The 18,706-nt window shown below is 32.8% G+C and carries 16 protein-coding genes and 1 pseudogene; 2 read left to right on the top strand and 15 right to left on the bottom strand.

Annotation, left to right across the window (positions count from 1 at the left end):
* Positions 1-27 precede the first annotated feature (27 nt).
* From ACZZZT_RS19130 to ACZZZT_RS19100, 7 genes and pseudogenes are all read right to left on the bottom strand, one after another.
* Positions 28-447, bottom strand: coding sequence for an OsmC family protein (locus ACZZZT_RS19130; RefSeq protein WP_042564253.1), 420 nt, complete (start codon positions 445-447; stop codon positions 28-30).
* 364 nt (positions 448-811) lie between these two features.
* Positions 812-2,782, bottom strand: a complete 1,971-nt coding sequence (locus ACZZZT_RS19125) for a DUF349 domain-containing protein (RefSeq protein ID WP_463461571.1) — start codon at positions 2,780-2,782, stop codon at positions 812-814.
* A gap of 248 nt (positions 2,783-3,030) precedes the next feature.
* Complete coding sequence (locus tag ACZZZT_RS19120) at positions 3,031-3,237, bottom strand: hypothetical protein (protein WP_463461570.1); 207 nt, start codon at positions 3,235-3,237, stop codon at positions 3,031-3,033.
* 610 nt (positions 3,238-3,847) lie between these two features.
* Positions 3,848-4,597, bottom strand: coding sequence for a shikimate dehydrogenase family protein (locus ACZZZT_RS19115; protein ID WP_042564256.1), 750 nt, complete (start codon positions 4,595-4,597; stop codon positions 3,848-3,850).
* A pseudogene (locus ACZZZT_RS19110) lies at positions 4,597-5,992 on the bottom strand (tetratricopeptide repeat protein). Before ACZZZT_RS19110 ends, ACZZZT_RS19115 begins: the two are co-directional and overlap by 1 nt.
* A 191-nt stretch (positions 5,993-6,183) precedes the next feature.
* Positions 6,184-7,380: an aspartate aminotransferase family protein gene (locus ACZZZT_RS19105; RefSeq protein WP_463461569.1), complete on the bottom strand. Its 1,197-nt coding sequence runs from the start codon at positions 7,378-7,380 to the stop codon at positions 6,184-6,186.
* Between the two features lie 75 nt (positions 7,381-7,455).
* On the bottom strand, positions 7,456-9,138 hold the full coding sequence (locus ACZZZT_RS19100; RefSeq protein ID WP_463461568.1) for an OstA-like protein: 1,683 nt from the start codon (positions 9,136-9,138) through the stop codon (positions 7,456-7,458).
* Positions 9,139-9,577: 439 nt separating this feature from the next.
* Here ACZZZT_RS19100 and ACZZZT_RS19095 point away from each other — a divergent pair, with 439 nt between their 5' ends.
* On the top strand, positions 9,578-11,449 hold the full coding sequence (locus ACZZZT_RS19095; protein ID WP_463461567.1) for an alpha-amylase family glycosyl hydrolase: 1,872 nt from the start codon (positions 9,578-9,580) through the stop codon (positions 11,447-11,449).
* A 78-nt stretch (positions 11,450-11,527) separates the two neighbouring features.
* On the opposite strand, the gene ACZZZT_RS19090 is transcribed toward ACZZZT_RS19095, so the two are convergent.
* From ACZZZT_RS19090 to rsfS, 7 genes are all read right to left on the bottom strand, one after another.
* On the bottom strand, positions 11,528-12,310 hold the full coding sequence (locus ACZZZT_RS19090; RefSeq protein ID WP_042564261.1) for a superoxide dismutase: 783 nt from the start codon (positions 12,308-12,310) through the stop codon (positions 11,528-11,530).
* Between the two features lie 8 nt (positions 12,311-12,318).
* Positions 12,319-12,588, bottom strand: coding sequence for an acyl-CoA-binding protein (locus ACZZZT_RS19085; RefSeq protein ID WP_463461566.1), 270 nt, complete (start codon positions 12,586-12,588; stop codon positions 12,319-12,321).
* On the bottom strand, positions 12,589-13,242 hold the full coding sequence (locus ACZZZT_RS19080; protein WP_042564263.1) for a phosphatidylserine decarboxylase family protein: 654 nt from the start codon (positions 13,240-13,242) through the stop codon (positions 12,589-12,591).
* Positions 13,232-14,119, bottom strand: coding sequence for a phosphatidate cytidylyltransferase (locus tag ACZZZT_RS19075; protein ID WP_463461565.1), 888 nt, complete (start codon positions 14,117-14,119; stop codon positions 13,232-13,234). Before ACZZZT_RS19075 ends, ACZZZT_RS19080 begins: the two co-directional genes overlap by 11 nt.
* 1 nt (position 14,120) lies before the next feature.
* Complete coding sequence (locus ACZZZT_RS19070; RefSeq protein ID WP_463462468.1) at positions 14,121-14,738, bottom strand: lactate utilization protein B/C; 618 nt, start codon at positions 14,736-14,738, stop codon at positions 14,121-14,123.
* A 102-nt stretch (positions 14,739-14,840) separates the two neighbouring features.
* Positions 14,841-16,766, bottom strand: a complete 1,926-nt coding sequence (gene ftsH, locus ACZZZT_RS19065; RefSeq protein ID WP_042564266.1) for an ATP-dependent zinc metalloprotease FtsH — start codon at positions 16,764-16,766, stop codon at positions 14,841-14,843.
* A gap of 15 nt (positions 16,767-16,781) precedes the next feature.
* Complete coding sequence (gene rsfS, locus ACZZZT_RS19060; protein WP_042564267.1) at positions 16,782-17,153, bottom strand: ribosome silencing factor; 372 nt, start codon at positions 17,151-17,153, stop codon at positions 16,782-16,784.
* Between the two features lie 94 nt (positions 17,154-17,247).
* Between rsfS and ACZZZT_RS19055 the strand changes: the two genes are divergently transcribed.
* Positions 17,248-17,976: a biotin--[acetyl-CoA-carboxylase] ligase gene (locus ACZZZT_RS19055; RefSeq protein ID WP_463461564.1), complete on the top strand. Its 729-nt coding sequence runs from the start codon at positions 17,248-17,250 to the stop codon at positions 17,974-17,976.
* A 220-nt stretch (positions 17,977-18,196) separates the two neighbouring features.
* Here the strand turns inward: ACZZZT_RS19055 and ACZZZT_RS19050 are convergent, their stop codons facing one another.
* Complete coding sequence (locus ACZZZT_RS19050) at positions 18,197-18,589, bottom strand: SRPBCC family protein (protein WP_115845136.1); 393 nt, start codon at positions 18,587-18,589, stop codon at positions 18,197-18,199.
* Positions 18,590-18,706 lie beyond the last annotated feature (117 nt).

Raw genomic sequence — 18,706 nt, 5'->3', positions numbered from 1 at the left:
TTTTTTTTATGCCTAATACTTTTTAAATTAACTTACTAAAGTAGCAGATAAAGTAATTGTAGTATTCAATAATTTAGATATCGGACAAATTTCTTTTGCTTTTGCTGCTGTTTTCTCGAATTCTTCCGCAGAAATAGAAGGAACTTTTCCTTTTAAGTCTAAATGAATTAAAGTAATTGTACCATCTTCAAAAGTTACAGTGGCTTCTGTAGATAAATCATCTGCAGTAAAACCTCCCTCATTTAGTAAAAAACTTAATTGCATTGTAAAACAACCCGAATGAGCTGCAGCAACAAGTTCCTCAGGATTTGTTCCAACACCATCTGCAAATCTGGTTTTAAATGATAATTGAGCGTTATCCAGGGTTGTACTTTGAGTACTAATTTTTCCAGTTCCTTCCATACCGGTTCCTTGCCAGTTAGCGTTTGCTTTTCTTGTAAATTTCATGTGATATTGTATTAAGGTTTATAATCTTTTGATACTCAAATATAATCAATATTTTACAGAATAGTTTTATGGAATTTAATTAGAATGTTAAGTTTGGGGTTGTTTAAGCTTATTTTGTTTCAGGTTTAAAGTTTCAACGTTTGTCAGGCTGAGCGGAGTCGAAGCCCGTTACTATTGGAAGATATTAAAAAACTTTATGATGTCTTCGGTTTGAAACACGATAAAAAAAGCTGCAATGAAAATTTTCAATGCAGCTTCTATATTTTAGGATTGAACTTAATGTTGCGTGGGTTTCGACTCCGCTCAACCTGGCAATTGCCGCTCAACCTGACAATTTAATTATTACTCAATCTAATAATTCATCTTATTCCTGACCTAAATTTCGTAATTGTTTCAGTTTGTCTTTCCAAACGTCAAGACTTTCTTTGTGAATAGCAATGTTTTTACGAACTTCAAGAACAATTGAATTCTCTTTTTTAGCGTTTTTAGTATTTGTAAAAAACTGAATGTTATTCTCTAATTGGAATATTTCGTTTTGTACTTCTTCAATTTTACGCATTAAGAAAATCTTTTCGTTATCTAATTTTCTGGTATCGTTACTTTCAGATAATGAATCAATTCTGTTTGAGAAACGCATCATTTCTGTTTCTTTTTTACTCAAACTTAATTTTTCGAAAAGCGCATCCAGAATTTTGTTGAATTTACCTTCGATATGACGTCTTGAAAAAGGAACTTTTCCAAAGCCTTTCCAGGTTTCAATATGTTGTTTTATTGCATCTAAATCTGTTTTGTGATCACCAGTTAACTGGTAAGCTCTCAAAATATCTAAATAAGCTTTTTTATTATCGAAAGCGGCAACTTCATCACCGTTTTCTTCAGATTTATGCTCTTTTAATTTATCAAAATAATGATTGCAGGCATCTTTGAATTCTTTCCAGATTTTATCAGAATATTTTTTAGGAACATGGCCAATTTGTTTCCATTCTTCCTGAATTTGCTTCATTATTGGAGTAGTGGCAGCAAAATCTGTACTTTCCTGTAATTCTTTGGCTTTAGCAACCAAAGCCATTTTTTTATTTAAATTATCGTTTTGGTCTTTTTTAATGTCTTTGTAAAACGAATTTTTAAATGAATTAAAGTTTCTAACAGCAGTTTTAAACGCGGCCCATGTTTCTTCATTTACTTCTGAAGGTACTTTACCAGCTGCAAAAAACTCATTTCTAAGTGTCTCAACTTTTTGTATTTGTACCAGCCATTGCGAATGCGAATTTACTTTTTCGGTACCCAGAACTTCTATTTTTGCAATAATTTCCTTTTTAACCTCAAGGTTTTGCTGCTCGTTTGCTCTTTGGCTTTCAAATAAAAGTTCTCTTTTATCATGAATTTTTTTAGTTAACTCACTAAATTTATTCCAAATCACATCACGGTGTTCTTTAGAAACCGGTCCGATATCTTCTTTCCAAATTCTGTGTAAATCCTGTAATTCACGGAAAGCTTTGCTGATATCAGTTTCATTAACCAATTCTTCAACACGTGCAATAATTTTTTGCTTTTGATCTAAGTTATATTTAAAGTCCAGATCTCTAGCTTCACGATCTAAATGCAGATAATCATAGAAATTTTCTACATGAAAGTGATAATTATTCCAAACGTGATTGTATTTATCTTTCGGAATTGATCCTGCATTTTTCCATCTTTCTCTTAAATCATTAAAATGTTTAAGTGTGTCTTTGATGTTTTCCTGCGGATTTATAAGTTCTTTTAGTTCTTCAACAATAGCAAGTCGATTCTCTAAATTTGTTTTTAAATTAGTTTGTAAATGTTTAAAATGAACATTTCTTTTTTCTCTAAAGATGTTGTAGTATTCGTCAAATTTAGATTTTAAAGGAGAATGATACTCAAATTCTTCATTCGGATCCTCTTTAGAAGCATTAAATTCTTCTTTTTTCTCCTCTATAAGATGGTTGTATTGTAATAAGAATGATTTTTTAATTTCTTCAATATGATCTTTTACAGACATTACTTTGTCTGTATTGACAAGTTTTTTCAATTCATCAACAAGCGCATCCATTGAAAAAGTGTCATAATCCTGCATAGGAATATCATGACGCTCTTTTAGCGTCTCATCTTCACTCTCTTCGGCATTCGAATTTGTAATAGCGTCTAATGCTGTTTGATGATTTGCTTCCTCAGTTTCATCGGCACTTTCTATTTCATTTTCGGGTGCTGTCACTGTGTCTGATGTTTCAATTGCATCATTTTCTATAGAATCACTAATTTCGATTCCAACTTTTCCGTCTGCCTCTTGCAGGTTATCATTCTTTTCTTCTAACATTTTAAATGTATAAGTATATTGATTTAAACATTGCGAAAGATAGTAAAGGTGTTTCTAAATACAAAATAAATCGTTTGTTTATCTGCTATTTTGCGGTGAAATTCTTATTTATTGAAGTGATTTAAGATTATGATACTTGTTTTTTCGCTTTATTTTTGAAGTAAATTTAAATTTAAAAACGATATCGTTTTAAGAAAAACAATTATAAAATAATATTTTAGTAAAGAAGTTCTTATTTTAATTAAAGCTTAAAACAGGATTAACATTCCGACTTCGATACCAAAATTATAAGACTTATGACTTCCAAAACCCACGCTCGGATGAATATAAGCCATATCGTTTGCTGTTATTCTTCTTCCAAATTCTAAAAAAGCATTGTTTGGAAATCCCTTGTTTGTAGCGTTATATCTAAAGGCAGCATCTGCAGCAATCCAGTTTTTTCCGATTATAAACATGAAATAGTTTTCAAATGAGGTTGTATTAACGTCGTCTCTATTGTCAGAACCTGCAAAACTAAGCTGGTTTTCTAAAGAAGAAATCCATAGTATTTTATCTTTCTTTAAATATTTTCCGTAGAAAACTGCGGGAGCGAAAACCCATTTTCCGGATCCGCGAGCGGGATCAGTTGCAGAATTAGAAATGACTCTGGCGCGAAAAGCAATTCCGCCATTTTGATGTTCTAAATAAGGAATATAACTAATTCCGGCACCAATATCACCAATTCCGGTTTTATTATCAGAACTTGAGTTGGTTGAAATTAAAGGAAGATCTAATCTTAAATTCCATGCTTTGTTGGCGATAGGATGTAAAAATCGAAGCTCGGTCGTATTAAATGACCCGGAATCTGTATCTAAATATTCATTAAATAATAAAATGGTTTTTAGATAATAATGATAGCGCGCCTCTGTATATACATTTTTGGCAGCTTCTTCAGTATCCTGAGCTTTTGCGAAAAAAGTAATAAAAAAATAGCAGTAAAAAAAGGTAGAGTTTTTTCATAACTACTTATAAATGAGTAGTCTAAAAGTACGAAAATTACCTTAATATTTTATCCTCTGCTGTTTTTTATTTATTCCATATTTTCCATGCTTTTTCAGCCTGAAAAATAAGCATATCATAACCGTTTTTAATTATTGCTCCTTTTTCTTTAGCATTTTTTAAAAATTGCGTTTCGGCAGGATTATAAATTAAATCGTAAGCGATGTGTTTATCTGTAAAAAACTCATACGGAAGATTAGGACAAGCTTCAATATTCGGACTTGTTCCTACTGGAGTACAGTTGATTATGATTTGAAAATTATCAAATGTAGTTGCATTTATCAAATCGTAATCAATAATATTTTCTTTTGCCTCTCTGGAAACAAAAGTATAAGGAATATTAAGTTCGTCAAGAGCAAAGGCAACACCTTTTGATGCGCCGCCTGTACCCAGAATAAGCGCTTTTTTATGATGTGGTTCTAATAAGGGCTTTAAAGACTTTTTAAAGCCATAATAGTCTGTATTGTATCCTTTTAGTTTTCCTTTTTTGGTGAATTTAATGGTGTTAACAGCCCCAATTAAGGCTGCTTTTTTTGATAATTTATCTAAAAACGGAATAACTTGTTCTTTGTAAGGAATTGTTACATTTAAACCATTTAAATCAGGATTGTTTTTGATTAATCCGCTGAAATGATTGATTTCAGAAATATCAAAATTTTCATAGCTATTGCCTAAAAAAACTTCATCATTAAACTTTTCAGTAAAATATCCTTTTGAAAATGAGTAACTAATATTACGCCCTAATAAGCCAAAACGTCTTTTTAAAATATCAACCATTATTGTTTTCTATGTTTCTCAATATAATTTCTAACCATTTTTTTGCCCAGACAACCGGAAATAAATCTTCGATTAAAATATAATTATCAAAGTTTAAACGTAACCCGTTGCTTAAATGGAATTTTGCTTTTGTGTTGTCCTGAATCATAAAATACAATCCGGCCAAACGATATTCTATTTCATTTTCTTCAGGAAAATACTCTGTAGCTTGCAATAAGGTTTGAATTGCGCTTTCAAATTCTCCTAAAAATTGTAAAATATCAACCCAGAATAACCAGGTATCCAGCGCATAATCACCAAATTCTACCGCTTTTCTGTATCCAAATTCTGCTTCTTCAAAAAGTTCATTTGTTTGTTGATCGTTGCATAACGTTTCCAGTACAAACGATTTTGATTGTCGATAGCTAATGCCTTATTGACAAAAAATAATGCTTTTTGAAAGTTTTTCTGGCGAACATGAAAATCAGTAATCGCAATCCAGCCTTTGTCTAAAAGGGGATCTTCATGTACTGTTTGGTTGTAATATTGAAGCGCTTTTACAGAATTTCCAAGTTTTTCATAACATTTACCAATTCGTAATAATGCATACGAAGTCGCATCGTCCAATTCGATGGTGCGGTTGTAGCTTTCAATTGCTTCGTTGTATTTTTTAAGACGCTCATAAGCTTTTGCTTTTTCCATAAAAGCACCTAGAAACTCATCGTCAATAAGTGTTGCATAGTCAAAAGCACGAATGGCGTTTTCGTATTCTTTTACCCCATAATGCAAACGTCCTAACTGATGCCAGGCGATTTCACTATATGGGTTTTTGTTGATATAATCGTTAAGATAAAGAATAGCTTCCTGATTTTGATCTAAAAATTCAAAACAGTAAACTACATTATACAGCGCAGATTGATCTTCTAAATCTTCTTCAAGACATTTGATGAAACTGTCTTTTGCCATCTCAAGGTTATCCATGAAAAGATATTCCATTCCAATCAAGTTGTACACGTCAGCGTAGTCGTCAGTATATTGCAAGGCAATTTTAAGCAATTCTACAGCTTTTTCGTGTTGATCTCTTTTAGAACAGATATTCGCTTTCTGTATGTAAATTTCCTCGTTGTTTGGTTCAATTGCATACAACTCATTTAAAAGCTTTTCAGCGATCTCAAGTTTGTCGTCATACACCAGCATTTCTACTTGTACTAATTTTAAGCCTGTAGATTTTGGGTGTTGGTCTAATGCAAGTTTTAAGGCCTTTTTTGCTAAATTAGCCTTACCTATATCTAAATAATGAAGAATAATTTCTTCAAATTCTTCAGAATCAAAAAAGAGTACTTTGTTAGTTTTTAACATCGACTCAAATTTGGATAGGGATAGGTTATAATCTTCTTCTTCGTTGCTTAATTGCATACTTTGTTTTATTTGAAATTAGCCTGTTATAAATTTAGGCAACCATATTATTGTTGTGTGGAATGGAAATTAATTGTTTTGAACAATTTAATTAACAATATGGACAGAATTTACATTCTGTTTTTAATCATAATCTTCTGAAATGTAAAAGATTATTCGTTATTATTCTTCTTTTTAATGTAAAGCTTTAATTAAGCTTTTTGTTGTCTTTTAATGATTTGATCCATAACTTCTAAAATTATGGCGCAGCCTTCTTTTATTTCTTCTTCAGAAATGGTTAACGGAGGCGTTATTCGTATCGCGCATCCTTCAAATAATAACCAGAATAAAATAAGGCCTTTGTCCTGACAGTTTAAAATAACTTCATTGGTTATTTCGGCTGTTTCGGTCATTGCGGCTAGCATTAATCCTTTTCCTCTAACTTCCTTTATCAAAGGATGTACCAAAAGCGATCTGAACAGTTTTTCCTTCTCTAATGCTTCCTGCATTAAATTAGTTTCAGTTAATTCCTGCAAAGTAGCTAAACAAGCTGACGCAATGACAGGATGACCCCCAAAGGTGGTTATATGCCCTAATTTAGGATTTTCTGTCAAAAGGTCCATTTTTTCTGCTGAAGCTGTAAAAGCTCCTACAGGCATTCCACCGCCCATTCCTTTTCCCATAACTACAATATCCGGAACGACATCGTAATTTTGAAAACCAAAAAGTTTTCCCGTTCTGCCGAAACCCGGTTGAATTTCATCGACAATCATCATGGCACCAACTTCATCACAACGTTTACGAACTTTCTGTAAAAAGTTATCGTGAGGCTGAATAAACCCGGCACCGCCCTGAATTGTTTCAAGCAAAATTGCTGCGGTTCTGGTTGTTATTTTTTGTAAATCTTCTTCGTTGTTAAAGGTAATAAAATCAACGTCAGGAAGCAATGGTCGAAAGGCTTGTTTGCGTTCTTCAAATCCCATAACACTCATAGAGCCCATTGTGTTGCCATGATATGCATTATGACATGAAATAAGCTGACTACGACCTGTTGTTCTTTTGGCTAATTTAAGGGCGCCTTCAATTGCTTCTGTGCCTGAATTAACCAAATATGTTTTATTTAAAGATTCCGGCAGGAGTGAAGCAAGTAACTTGCAATACTGAACGGCCGGACTTTGAGAGTATTCGCCATAAACCATTACATGCGAATATTTATCTAACTGATCTTTTATAGCCTGATTTACCCTCGGATGCTGATGCCCTAATGTGCAGGCAGAAACACCGGCAACAAAATCTAAATATTTTTTATCGTTAGTGTCGTAAATATAAGAGCCAATGGCGTGCGAAACTTCCATTCCTAACGGATAAGGAGAAGTTTGTGCCTGGTATTTTATAAAATCTGGATTCATTTTTTTGAGGTTCTAAGCTACTAAGATTCTAAGTTTTTTAGTTTTGGATAGAAAACTGAAAACTGCGACTGAAAACTACTTTTTTGCTTTGGCAGTTTTTGTCGTATCCGCTTTAGCTGTATTTGTTTTTACAGCAGGTTTCTTCTTGCCATAATCAAGTGTTTCTTTCCTGACTTTCATCGGGACATTTTCTTTTGCGTTTTCGTCTTTTCCTTCCTGAATTAATTTCTCATTCATTTCATTTTCTTCGGCTGTAAAAATATCATCTTTCGATTTTATCCTCTCATCTCCGCGCCAGACCAAACCTCTTAATTTACGGGCATTTTCGGGTAAATCAGCTTCGGGATAAATATCACCATCTACTTTATTGAAAAACGTAATGGTTTCAACCGCATTATTCTCTAAAATAAGATTGATTTTACTGCTTACATTTTTATTAATTCCGATGAGTTCATTCGCGTCATTTCTCATATAATAAATGACTTCGGTATTTTTGATGACGTCAACATCATGCAGTTTTCCTTCTTTGAATTTTCCAAATAAATTAAGTCCTTTTACTTGGTTAAAACCGGTACTGAGCGTGTCCCGCGAGACCAGAAATGTATTATTGAGAACTTTTAGTGAATCCAGTTTTTTGGTGTTATTATCACCAATTAAATGCATAATATCTCCGGTAATTTGATTTTCGCCATTCCATAAAATCGGATTTCCGATTAATTTTGTCAAAGCTGTTTTAGAATTAGAATGAATCGAATCACATTTTCCGCTCATGTCAGTTTTGTAAAAACGAACATTATTATAAGCTCTCAAAATGCGTTCGCCTTCTTTTCCTGTAACCATCAATTTAGTTCCGTGAATGTAAACAGAATCATTTTCAACCAGGTTAATCGCAACAGCTCTTTTTGTTACAAACATGGAATCCTTTAGTTTGTATAATTCTGCATAATGGCCTTTTACAATTCCTTTATTAATAGAATCCGTGATTTTTACATTTCGTGTTGCCGAAGCAAATTCGGTATTTCGATTATAAAATAAACTATCGCCTTCTATGCGCCTGTCATCATATTTTATATAAGAGTTTCGAACAAAATGGGCTATATTTTTCTTCGTATCGTAAAATCCTTTTTCGGTATAAATATAATTGGCTTTACTTGTAATTGTCGACGGGCCAAGTAAATAACTATGGCCTGAATTACTATAATAATCTAAATGATTTGATTTAATAACATATTTTGGATTCGTAATTGTCACTTCGGTTAAAAACTGAAACTTCTTTTGAGCAACATAATAACGACCTGATTTACTTACCAAAGTATTGTCTTTATTTACAATTGTTCCTTTTGAGTTATAAAAAACTTCCTGAACATTTCGGTCAAAATTAATGGTATCCGTTTGCAAAGTTGCGTCCGGAGAACTCATAACGGCATCTCCTGTGGCGAAAGCTTTTTTGAAATTCCCGTTATATTCGGCGTATTTACTATTAAGAAATAAAGTATCTCCCTGCACCAATTGTACATTACCAAAGGCTTTTAGATAGTTTTCTTTTTGAAAAAAATAAGCTTTATTGCAAGTTAGCACAACACCATCATGATTTACTTTTACATTTCCGGTTAGTAAAAGTGCATCAGGCATTAATTCCTGATTTACATCGGAATAATCAGCATTTTCGACAATAATTTTTTTAGGTGCCTGCGCAAAAATGCTTTGAACACTTAAAAACAGCAAACAATAAGATATGAAAAAGAGTAATTTCTTCAATTGATTAAATTTTTGTCAAATTTATGAAAAAGGTTACAACCTTTGAGGATATTAGGATTAATTTATATTTTTTATCAGGTTCAGAGGTTCATAGTGGCAAAGGTGCAAAGTAGTATCTTTTAACAAAATCAAATTTATAGACAATATATAGCGTAGAGACGCACAGCAGTGCGTCTAACCCAAAGAAGAGCAAGAAAAAATCTTGTGTCCCTATGAACCTCTGCCACTTTGAACCTTTTTTAAGTTACCAACAAAATTTGAAACTATTTCGTTGTAGTTTTATTTTTCAGCTTTAAATTAAAATCATTTCTTTTGAATTTTAAAAATTAGTCTAAATTTAAAAAATGGTTCCATGATTAATGAAATAAGCCTATAAAAACTAATTTCATTTTATTAAGATTGGAATTTGGAATTTAAAAATTGGAGTTTAAAGTGGATTATGATAAATAAAAGAATTTTGGTTGCAGGAATGGCTGCAACAATGCTATTTTCGGCATGTAAAACAAACGATTTGAGAATGAATACAGCAAATGAAGAAAATACTACAAATAAGAAAATTGTAGTATATCAGGTTTTTACACGTTTATTTGGAAATAAAAATACAACCAACAAACCTTGGGGAACAATTGAAGAAAATGGAGTAGGAAAGTTTAATGATTTTACAGATAAAGCGCTTCATGAAATTAAAGATTTGGGCGTTACTTATATTTGGTATACCGGAGTTCCGCATCATGCTTTGGTTAGGGATTATACAGCTTACGGAATTTCAAATGATGATCCCGAAGTAGTAAAAGGCCGCGCCGGATCGCCATATGCGGTAAAAGATTATTATAATGTAAATCCTGATTTGGCTGTTAATCCGGCAAATAGATTGCAGGAATTTGAGGCTTTAATAGCCCGCACACACAAAGCAGGTTTAAAAGTAATAATAGACATTGTGCCCAATCATATTGCCCGAAAATACGAAGGAAAAAATAATCCCGAAGGAGTTAAAGATTTTGGTGCCGATGATAATATAAATGTAGAATATAGTCGCGATAATAATTTTTATTATATACCGAAAAATCATTTTGAAATCCCGGATGGAGATATTCCTTTAAACGGAGAAAAAAATCCAATGGTTGACGGTTTCTTTGATGAAAATCCTGCTAAATGGACAGGAAATGGATCTCGAAAGGTAAAACCGGATCAAAATGATTGGTACGAAACCGTAAAAGTAAATTACGGAATTCGTCCGGATGGCTCAAAAGATTTTCCTGAACTTCCTTCGGGATTTGATCAAAAGTCATATCAAGAACATTTTGCTTTTTGGCAGGATAAAGACGTTCCCGATTCCTGGAAAAAATTCAAGTCTATCGCTTTGTATTGGACAGCAAAAGGAGTTGATGGATTTCGTTATGATATGGCCGAAATGGTCCCGTATGAATTTTGGAGTTATATGAATTCGGCTATCAAAATGAAGAATCCTGATGCTTTTTTATTGGCAGAAGTTTATAATCCAAATGAATATCGCAATTACATTCGTTTAGGGAAAATGGATTATTTGTATGATAAAGTAGAGACTTATGACAAACTAAAAGATATAATTAGAGGGAAATCGTCGCCGGATGGATTATCGGATATTCAAAAAGGAATGTCGGATATTGAGCATCATATGTTGCATTTTTTGGATAATCATGACGAACAACGTTTGGCAAGTCCTGAATTTGCAGGAACACCCGAAAGAGGAAAACCTTTAATGGTGGTTTCTACGACAATCAGCACATCACCAACAATGATTTATTTCGGTCAGGAAGTAGGAGAGGCCGGAAATGAAAATGCAGGTTTCGGTACGCGTTCCCGAACTTCAATTTTTGATTATATTGGAGTTCCAAATCATCAACGCTGGATGAATGAAGGAAAATTTGATGGAGGGCAACTTTCTGAATCAGAAAAAAACTTACGTGATTTTTACAAGCGATTATTGAATTTTTCTATTAACAGTTCTGCTTTAATGGGGAGTTTTCAGGAAATTCAATCTGTAAACCGTCAGAATAATCCAGGTTACGACGAATCTATTTATTCGTATGTTCGTTGGTCACAAAACCAAAAACTAATAATAGTTACAAATTTTTCATCTGAAAAAACAAGTGAATTTGATTTGAAGATTCCAACAGATATTATTTTAAAATGGAGTTTAAAAGATGGAAAATATCAGCTAACAGATCAATTATATCAAAAGAGTTCTATTCAGTTAGAAGTAACAAATGGAGAAGGAATTGCAAGAGTTAAAATTAGTCCTTCAGAATCATTTATTTATGAGTTAAAATAGATTTCTCAGTTCGGGCGTGGTCGAGAACTTTTAATACATAAAAAAAGCTGATACTTAATTTGTATCAGCTTTTTTCTTTTATACTTTTCGAACCTTTTTTAAGGCTTCTATGTAGTTTTCGTTTACTTTTTCCCAATTGATATGTTTGTAAAAAGCATCAATATAACTTCCTTTTCTATTTTGATAGTCAAGATAGTAAGCATGTTCCCATAAGTCAATCCCTAAAATTGGAGTTCCCGGAACCAAAGCATTTCGCATCAACGGATTGTCTTGATTTTCGGTAGTAGTTACCTGAAGTTTTCCCAGTTTATCAACTACCAGCCAAACCCAGCCAGAACCAAATTGTTTTGTCGCCTGACCTTTAAACTGATTAGTAAGATTATTAAAAGAACCAAATTCCTTATTGATAGATCCGGCTAAAGTATCCTGAGGCGTTTGTTCCTTAGGTGTTAAAAGATTAAAGTACATCGTGTGGTTGTAATACCCACCTGCATTTTGACGAAGCTTGGCATTATTAAGATCTAACTTTTTTAAAATATCCTCAATTGGCATATTTTCAAACTCCGTAGACACAATCTCTTTATTCAGATTATTTGTGTACGATACATAATGTTTCGAATAATGCGTTTCTAAAGTAAGAGAACGAATTTCGGGAGCCAGTGCATCGTAAGAAAAAGGTAATTTGAGCAGTCCAAAAGAACCAGGCTCTGCTTTTACTTCGTCTGGAGAACCAATGGTTATTTTTTCCTCCTTTGTTGGCAAAGGTACTTCAACAACTTCAGTTAGCTTATTATTGTCGTTACAAGAAAATAATATTAAAAATGAAGCCGAAATTGTCAAACAGGTGATGATTTTCTTCATGATAGAAATTATTTTGATGTTAGAGAATTAATTATTGCAATATAATTTTCTTTTGCTTCATCAATCGAAATATGACTAATTTGTATCCATGCATTTGTTTTGAACGCATCGCGCAAATCAAAATTTTCAGATTGATTGTATACTGCGGTTCCAAAAGTTGCCTGTTTGTAATACGCATAAAGCCTTAGCTGCACATCTTGCGGCAGCGAGGCCTGAGTCATTTTTAAAGCAGTTTCTACAGCCTCTAAAAAGCGAGTATCTAAATCTTTTTGAGTCATTTATGCTTTTGTAGCGATAATGGTTTTACCGCCAATTGCTTTTTGGTTCAACTCTACATTAATTTCTGTACCTAAAGGTAAAAATAAATCTACTCTAGAACCAAATTTAATAAATCCGGCATCAGTACCCTGAACAACCTGCATTCCTTCCTGAGCGTAGTTTACAATTCTACGCGCCAAAGCACCTGCAATTTGTCTGTATAATATTTGTCCAAAAGTTTCATTTTCAATTACAACCGTTGTTCTTTCATTTTCTTCGCTTGCTTTTGGATGCCATGCTACTAAAAATTTTCCCGGATGGTATTTGCTAAATTTAATAATACCGTCCATAGCATAACGCGTAACGTGCACATTTATAGGCGACATAAAGATAGAAACCTGTAAACGTTTGTCTTTAAAAAATTCACCTTCGTAAACTTCTTCAATTACCACAACTTTCCCGTCTACCGGAGCAAGAATGTGATCGCTGTTTCTGATTGCGATTCTTTTAGGATTTCTAAAAAATTGCAAAATGATAATCAAAACTACAACGCCGGCAATTTGTACCAGCATTCTTAGCCAGGTAATATCAATGAATTTGTCAGCAATTAAAAGCACAGCAACTGCAAAAACAGTACCTAATAAAATGGATGGGCCTCCCTCTTTATGAAACATAATATAAAATTTGGTAAAATAAATATATAACTGGTGCTACAAATATAACACTATCTAATCGATCTAAAACACCTCCGTGTCCCGGCATTATCGAACCACTGTCTTTTACGCCTGCAATTCTCTTAAATTTTGATTCAATCAAATCTCCTATAGTTCCAAAAACACTAACAATGAGGGCAATTATCATCCATATTAAAATAGATTTATTGCTAAACTCAGGAGTAGGCTGAATATAAAATTTAGAAATTAAAAAACCTGCAAAAGCCGCAAAAACAACTCCTCCAAAGAAACCTTCAATGGTTTTTTTAGGAGAAATACGTTCGAATAATTTATGTTTTCCCATAGACTTACCAACCAAATAAGCAAAAGTGTCATTTGTCCAGATTAAGATAAATAGACCAATTATGATTTTTGGATTATAAGCTGCAATTCCAAAAGAAATTTTGACTATAAAAAGAAATGGTAACATTATGTATCCAATTAAGTAAATGTATTTTGATACTTTACTTATAATCTGAGTATCATCAAACAGAAACACGATACATTTTATGGAAATAATTAATGTAATAATGAGTAATACAGTGAATAATTTATCTGTATTAACGGTAAGAAGGGTGCTTTCTTTTAAAATTTTACTGATGTAACCTTCAGTTTCAGTTCTATAAAAACTGATTAAAGATACAATTGAATAAAAAAGCGAAACAAATAGTATAGCAAAGTACTTGTTGATTTTTACTAAATTACAAAATTCATAAGTTGCTATGACCAGAAATATACCAAAAAGAATGATAAAGCTCTCTGTAGAAAACAGAATTGAAGTTAAAAGTAAAGCGATATAAACAGCACCAGAAATGGTTCTCTTGAGTGTTTCATTCATCTTAAAGGTCCTCTAAAAGCAATAAATACAAATTCTTGGCAACACTTCCGTATTGTGTAAAATCTTCTTCTTTTGCTTTTTCGAAATATTTTATGGTGGTGATATTGGTAGGATAGTCTCTTTCGTATTTGCGTTTAATAGCGCTTAGTCCATCACTTTTCATTGGCAGCATCTGGCTTGTTGTGGCTACAATAACAATGTTTGGAGGTAGTTCGTTTGGTTTATTTTGTTTGATTTGTTTTGATGAAAATAAAATAGATCCTTCGTCAGCAATTAAATTTTCGCAGGTTGCAAATAAAAATTTTGGATTTGAAGGAGAAAGATATGATAATTTATTTTCTTCTAATAAGCTAAATAAGGCAGGTTCATAACATAAAACTTCTTTTTCAAACCAGTCGTTTTCTTCAAGGATATTTTCAAACTGTTCAGCTACTTCCTGTTTGTTTTCACAATACAAAAATTTACCGCCATTTTTCTTGAAATTAAAAATGAATCTTTCATCTATAGACAAATGACTATCCTGAACGGGAGAGCCTGCATATTCACTTTCGTTTTCTTCATCAGAAGCGGCGTCGCTGGAACCAAATATTTTTTGAAAAAATTCATTTTTATATGAAATACTTTACATGTTAATTGAAAACGTTCAAAGATAAAAAAATCTTAATTCAAAAGGCTATTTTGAATTAAGATTTTAATAAATAATGTATATTTCCTGAATAATTTACGAAACTACTTCTTCCAAGTTTTTGTCAAAAGTACGTTTTCCGAAAATCGTTTCTAAGTCATCTTTAAAGATAACTTCTTTTTCAATTAATATATCAGCTAACTGATTTAACTTGTCTTTGTTTTCCTGTAAAATTTGAATTGCTCTTTGGTATTGACCTTCAATTAATTCTGAAATTTCTTTGTCAATAACTTTCGCAGTTTCATCAGAATATGGTTTAGAGAAATTATATTCGCTTTGTCCGCTTGAATCATAATAAGTAACATTTCCGATTTTATCATTCAAACCATAAATTGTTACCATCGCACGAGCCTGACGTGTTACTTTTTCTAAATCGCTTAATGCTCCCGTAGAAATTCTGTCAAAAGTTACCTTTTCAGCAGCTCTTCCACCCATAGTAGCACACATTTCGTCCAACATTTGATCTGTTCTCACGATTTGTCTCTCTTCAGGTAAGTACCATGCAGCTCCTAAACTTTGTCCACGAGGTACAATAGTTACTTTAATAAGCGGTGCAGCATGCTCTAACATCCAGCTTACAGTTGCGTGACCAGCTTCATGAATTGCGATTGCTCTTTTCTCTTCTGGGGTAATAATTTTGTTTTTCTTTTCAAGACCTCCAATGATTCTGTCAACAGCATCTAGAAAATCTTGTCTATCTACTGCAGCTTTGTTGTTACGGGCAGCAATCAAGGCAGCTTCGTTACAAACATTTGCAATATCAGCACCAGAGAATCCCGGAGTTTGTTTCGCTAAGAAATCTAAATCAAGACCTTCAACTTTTTTGATAGGAGCTAAGTGCACTTTAAAGATTTCAGCTCTTTCGCGAATGTCCGGTAAGTCAACAAAAATTTGTCTGTCAAAACGACCGGCACGCATTAAAGCTTTATCAAGAACATCAGCTCTGTTTGTCGCAGCCAAAACAATTACGTTTGAGTTTGTACCAAAACCATCCATTTCTGTTAATAACTGGTTCAAAGTATTTTCTCTCTCGTCGTTTCCGCCAGACATATTACTTTTTCCTCTTGCTCTACCAACAGCATCAATCTCGTCGATGAAAATAATAGCAGGAGATTTTTCTTTAGCTTGTTTAAACAAATCACGAACACGTGAAGCACCAACACCTACGAACATTTCAACAAAATCAGAACCTGATAATGAGAAGAATGGAACCTGAGCTTCACCGGCAACCGCTTTTGCAAGCAAGGTTTTACCAGTTCCGGGAGGTCCTACAAGTAAGGCACCTTTTGGAATTTTACCTCCAAGATTTGTATATTTTTCAGGGTTTTTAAGGAATTCTACAATTTCTTGTATTTCCTCTTTTGCACCTTCTAAACCAGCTACATCTTTAAATGTAGTTTTGATGTCAGTTTTTTCGTCAAACAACTTTGCTTTTGATTTTCCAATATTGAAAATTTGTCCGCCACCGCCACCAGCGCCGCCTGACATTTTACGCATAATGAAAATCCATACACCAATAATAATGATGATAGGAAGAAGGCTGATTAAAATATCGCTCCAATTGTTTTTTTGAAGGAAGTTAAAATCTTTCAGTTTGCCTTCGCCAACCGCTTTTTCTAATTTAGTTTGAAAAATTTGGTCGTTACCAATTTCTAAAGTATAATGAGGACCTTTATTTGGTCTGTCAAAAATATCTTTAGCTACTTTTTTATTGGCAGCGTCTTTAAGAGCTGCAGCATTTAAGTATACTTCAGCTTCAGCTTTATTATAAACGATCACTTTTTCAATTTGTCCTTTTTCTAATAATACATTGAATTTAGAAGAGGTTAATTGAGCAGGTTCGCTTAAGTTAGATCCACCGGTTGCAAAACTTATAAATAAAAAAACTAGAAGTATTGCAGTATATATTAACCAGGGACTTATTTTAAATTTATTCGGATTTGGATTATTATCTTTAGCCATTAGAAGAAATTTTCTTTAGTATTTGTTTTCGATTGTAGTTATTTTGGCGTCACCCCAAAGGCTTTCGATATTGTAATATTCACGAATGTGTTTCTGGAAAACATGTACGACGATGTGCACATAATCCATAAGAACCCATTCCGCGTTATCGGTTCCTTCTACGTGCCACGGTTTATCTTTTAAGTCTTTTGATACTGTTTTTTGAATTGAATTCACAATGGCGTTAACCTGAGTGTTAGAGTTACCGTTGCAGATAACAAAATAGTCACAAACAGCCGTGTCTATCTCTCTTAAGTCAAGAATATCGATATCATTTCCCTTTACTTCTTCAATCCCTTTGATTATGTTCGCCAATAGAACATCATTATTAATAGTCTTTTTCGCCATGAATTATTTTATATGATTTTGTAAAGTTACCAATTTTTGTGATTAATTTTGAACCTTAACAAAATATTAAATTAAGTATAAATAAATTATTTTAATGAAACTAATCAAACTCGATGCCATAGATTCTACAAACGATTTCCTAAAAGCTTTAGCAAGTCAGGACGAGCTTGATAATTTTACCGTCGTAACGGCTGAAAATCAGACAAAAGGCAAGGGGCAGATGGGTTCGAAATGGCAGTCTGAATCAGGTAAAAACTTAATTATGAGTGCCTTGGTAAAGGATTTTCTATATAATAATGAACAGGTTTTTAATCTGAGTATTGTAGTTTCATTAGCCGTAATTGAAACGTTAAAATCTTTTGATATTCCCGATTTAAGTATAAAATGGCCTAACGACATTATGTCATACAATAAAAAAATTGGTGGCATACTTATCGAAAACACCCTCAAAAGTGATGGCAGAATCGTGTCAGTAGTTGGATTAGGCTTAAATGTAAATCAAACCAACTTCACCGAATTGCCACATGCGTCTTCATTGGCAGTAATTACCGGAAACACATTTGATAAAGATATTCTTCCTGCTTTAATCATCGACAAAATACAAGAGAAAATAGGATTATGGGAAACCAATTCAACCGATTTTTGGAAACAATATTTCAATACTTTATTTAAAAAAGGAATTCCAATGCCGTTTAAAAATGGAGCCGGGCAAAACTTCATGGGAATTATTCAGGGCGTTTCTTCCATCGGAAAAATTCAAATTTTATTAGAAGATGATTCTGTTTCAGAATTCGATATAAAGGAAGTTCAAATGCTATACTAAGTTACTAAGGTTCTGAGATGCTAAGATGCTAAGTTTTTTTATATATAATTTAGGATTGTCAAATAGAAACTTTGCGTCTTTGCGCGAGATAAAAATCTGCTTAATCTGCAAAATCTGCGTGAAAAATCATTTTGAATCACTGAAATCTATGGCATAAAAAAAGCCCAATCATTAAGATCAGGCTTTTCAAAATTTATAATTTACAATTAACAATTCACCATTAAAGTTTGGTCATATTAGTGGCCAAAGTTTCAATGAATTTGCTAATTGGCCCTTTAATCATCATGGCCATCATTGGGTTAAATTCACCCTCAAATTGCAATTGAACAGCGCTTGAAGCATCAGAAACACTTTCGATATTCGAAACTAAAGTAAAAGGAAGTTTATCACTTGCTGCACCCAAAACAATTTTGTTTGGCGCTACTTTTTCCTTCATTTTTAATTTTATTTCCGGCATACCTTTCAGTCCAAAAATAAAAGCATCTTCGCCAATTACTTCAAATTTAGCAATATTATCCGGCATTAATTTTTCGAAATTCTTTACATCAGTCAATAAATCAAATAAATCCTGAGCTGATTTCTGAACAGTAACTTTTGGACTTTCTAAGTTCATATTTTTATTTTTTTATTTTTTTGTTAAATCAAAAGTAAATCTAAAATCTACAATTTGAAATCTAAAATTATTTAACCGCAAAGTGCGCAAGGTTCTTTTTTGATTTTGATTGTAAAT

Source organism: Flavobacterium sp. AC274, from assembly GCF_979258275.1.
This window is presented reverse-complemented; position numbering and strand designations above follow the sequence as displayed.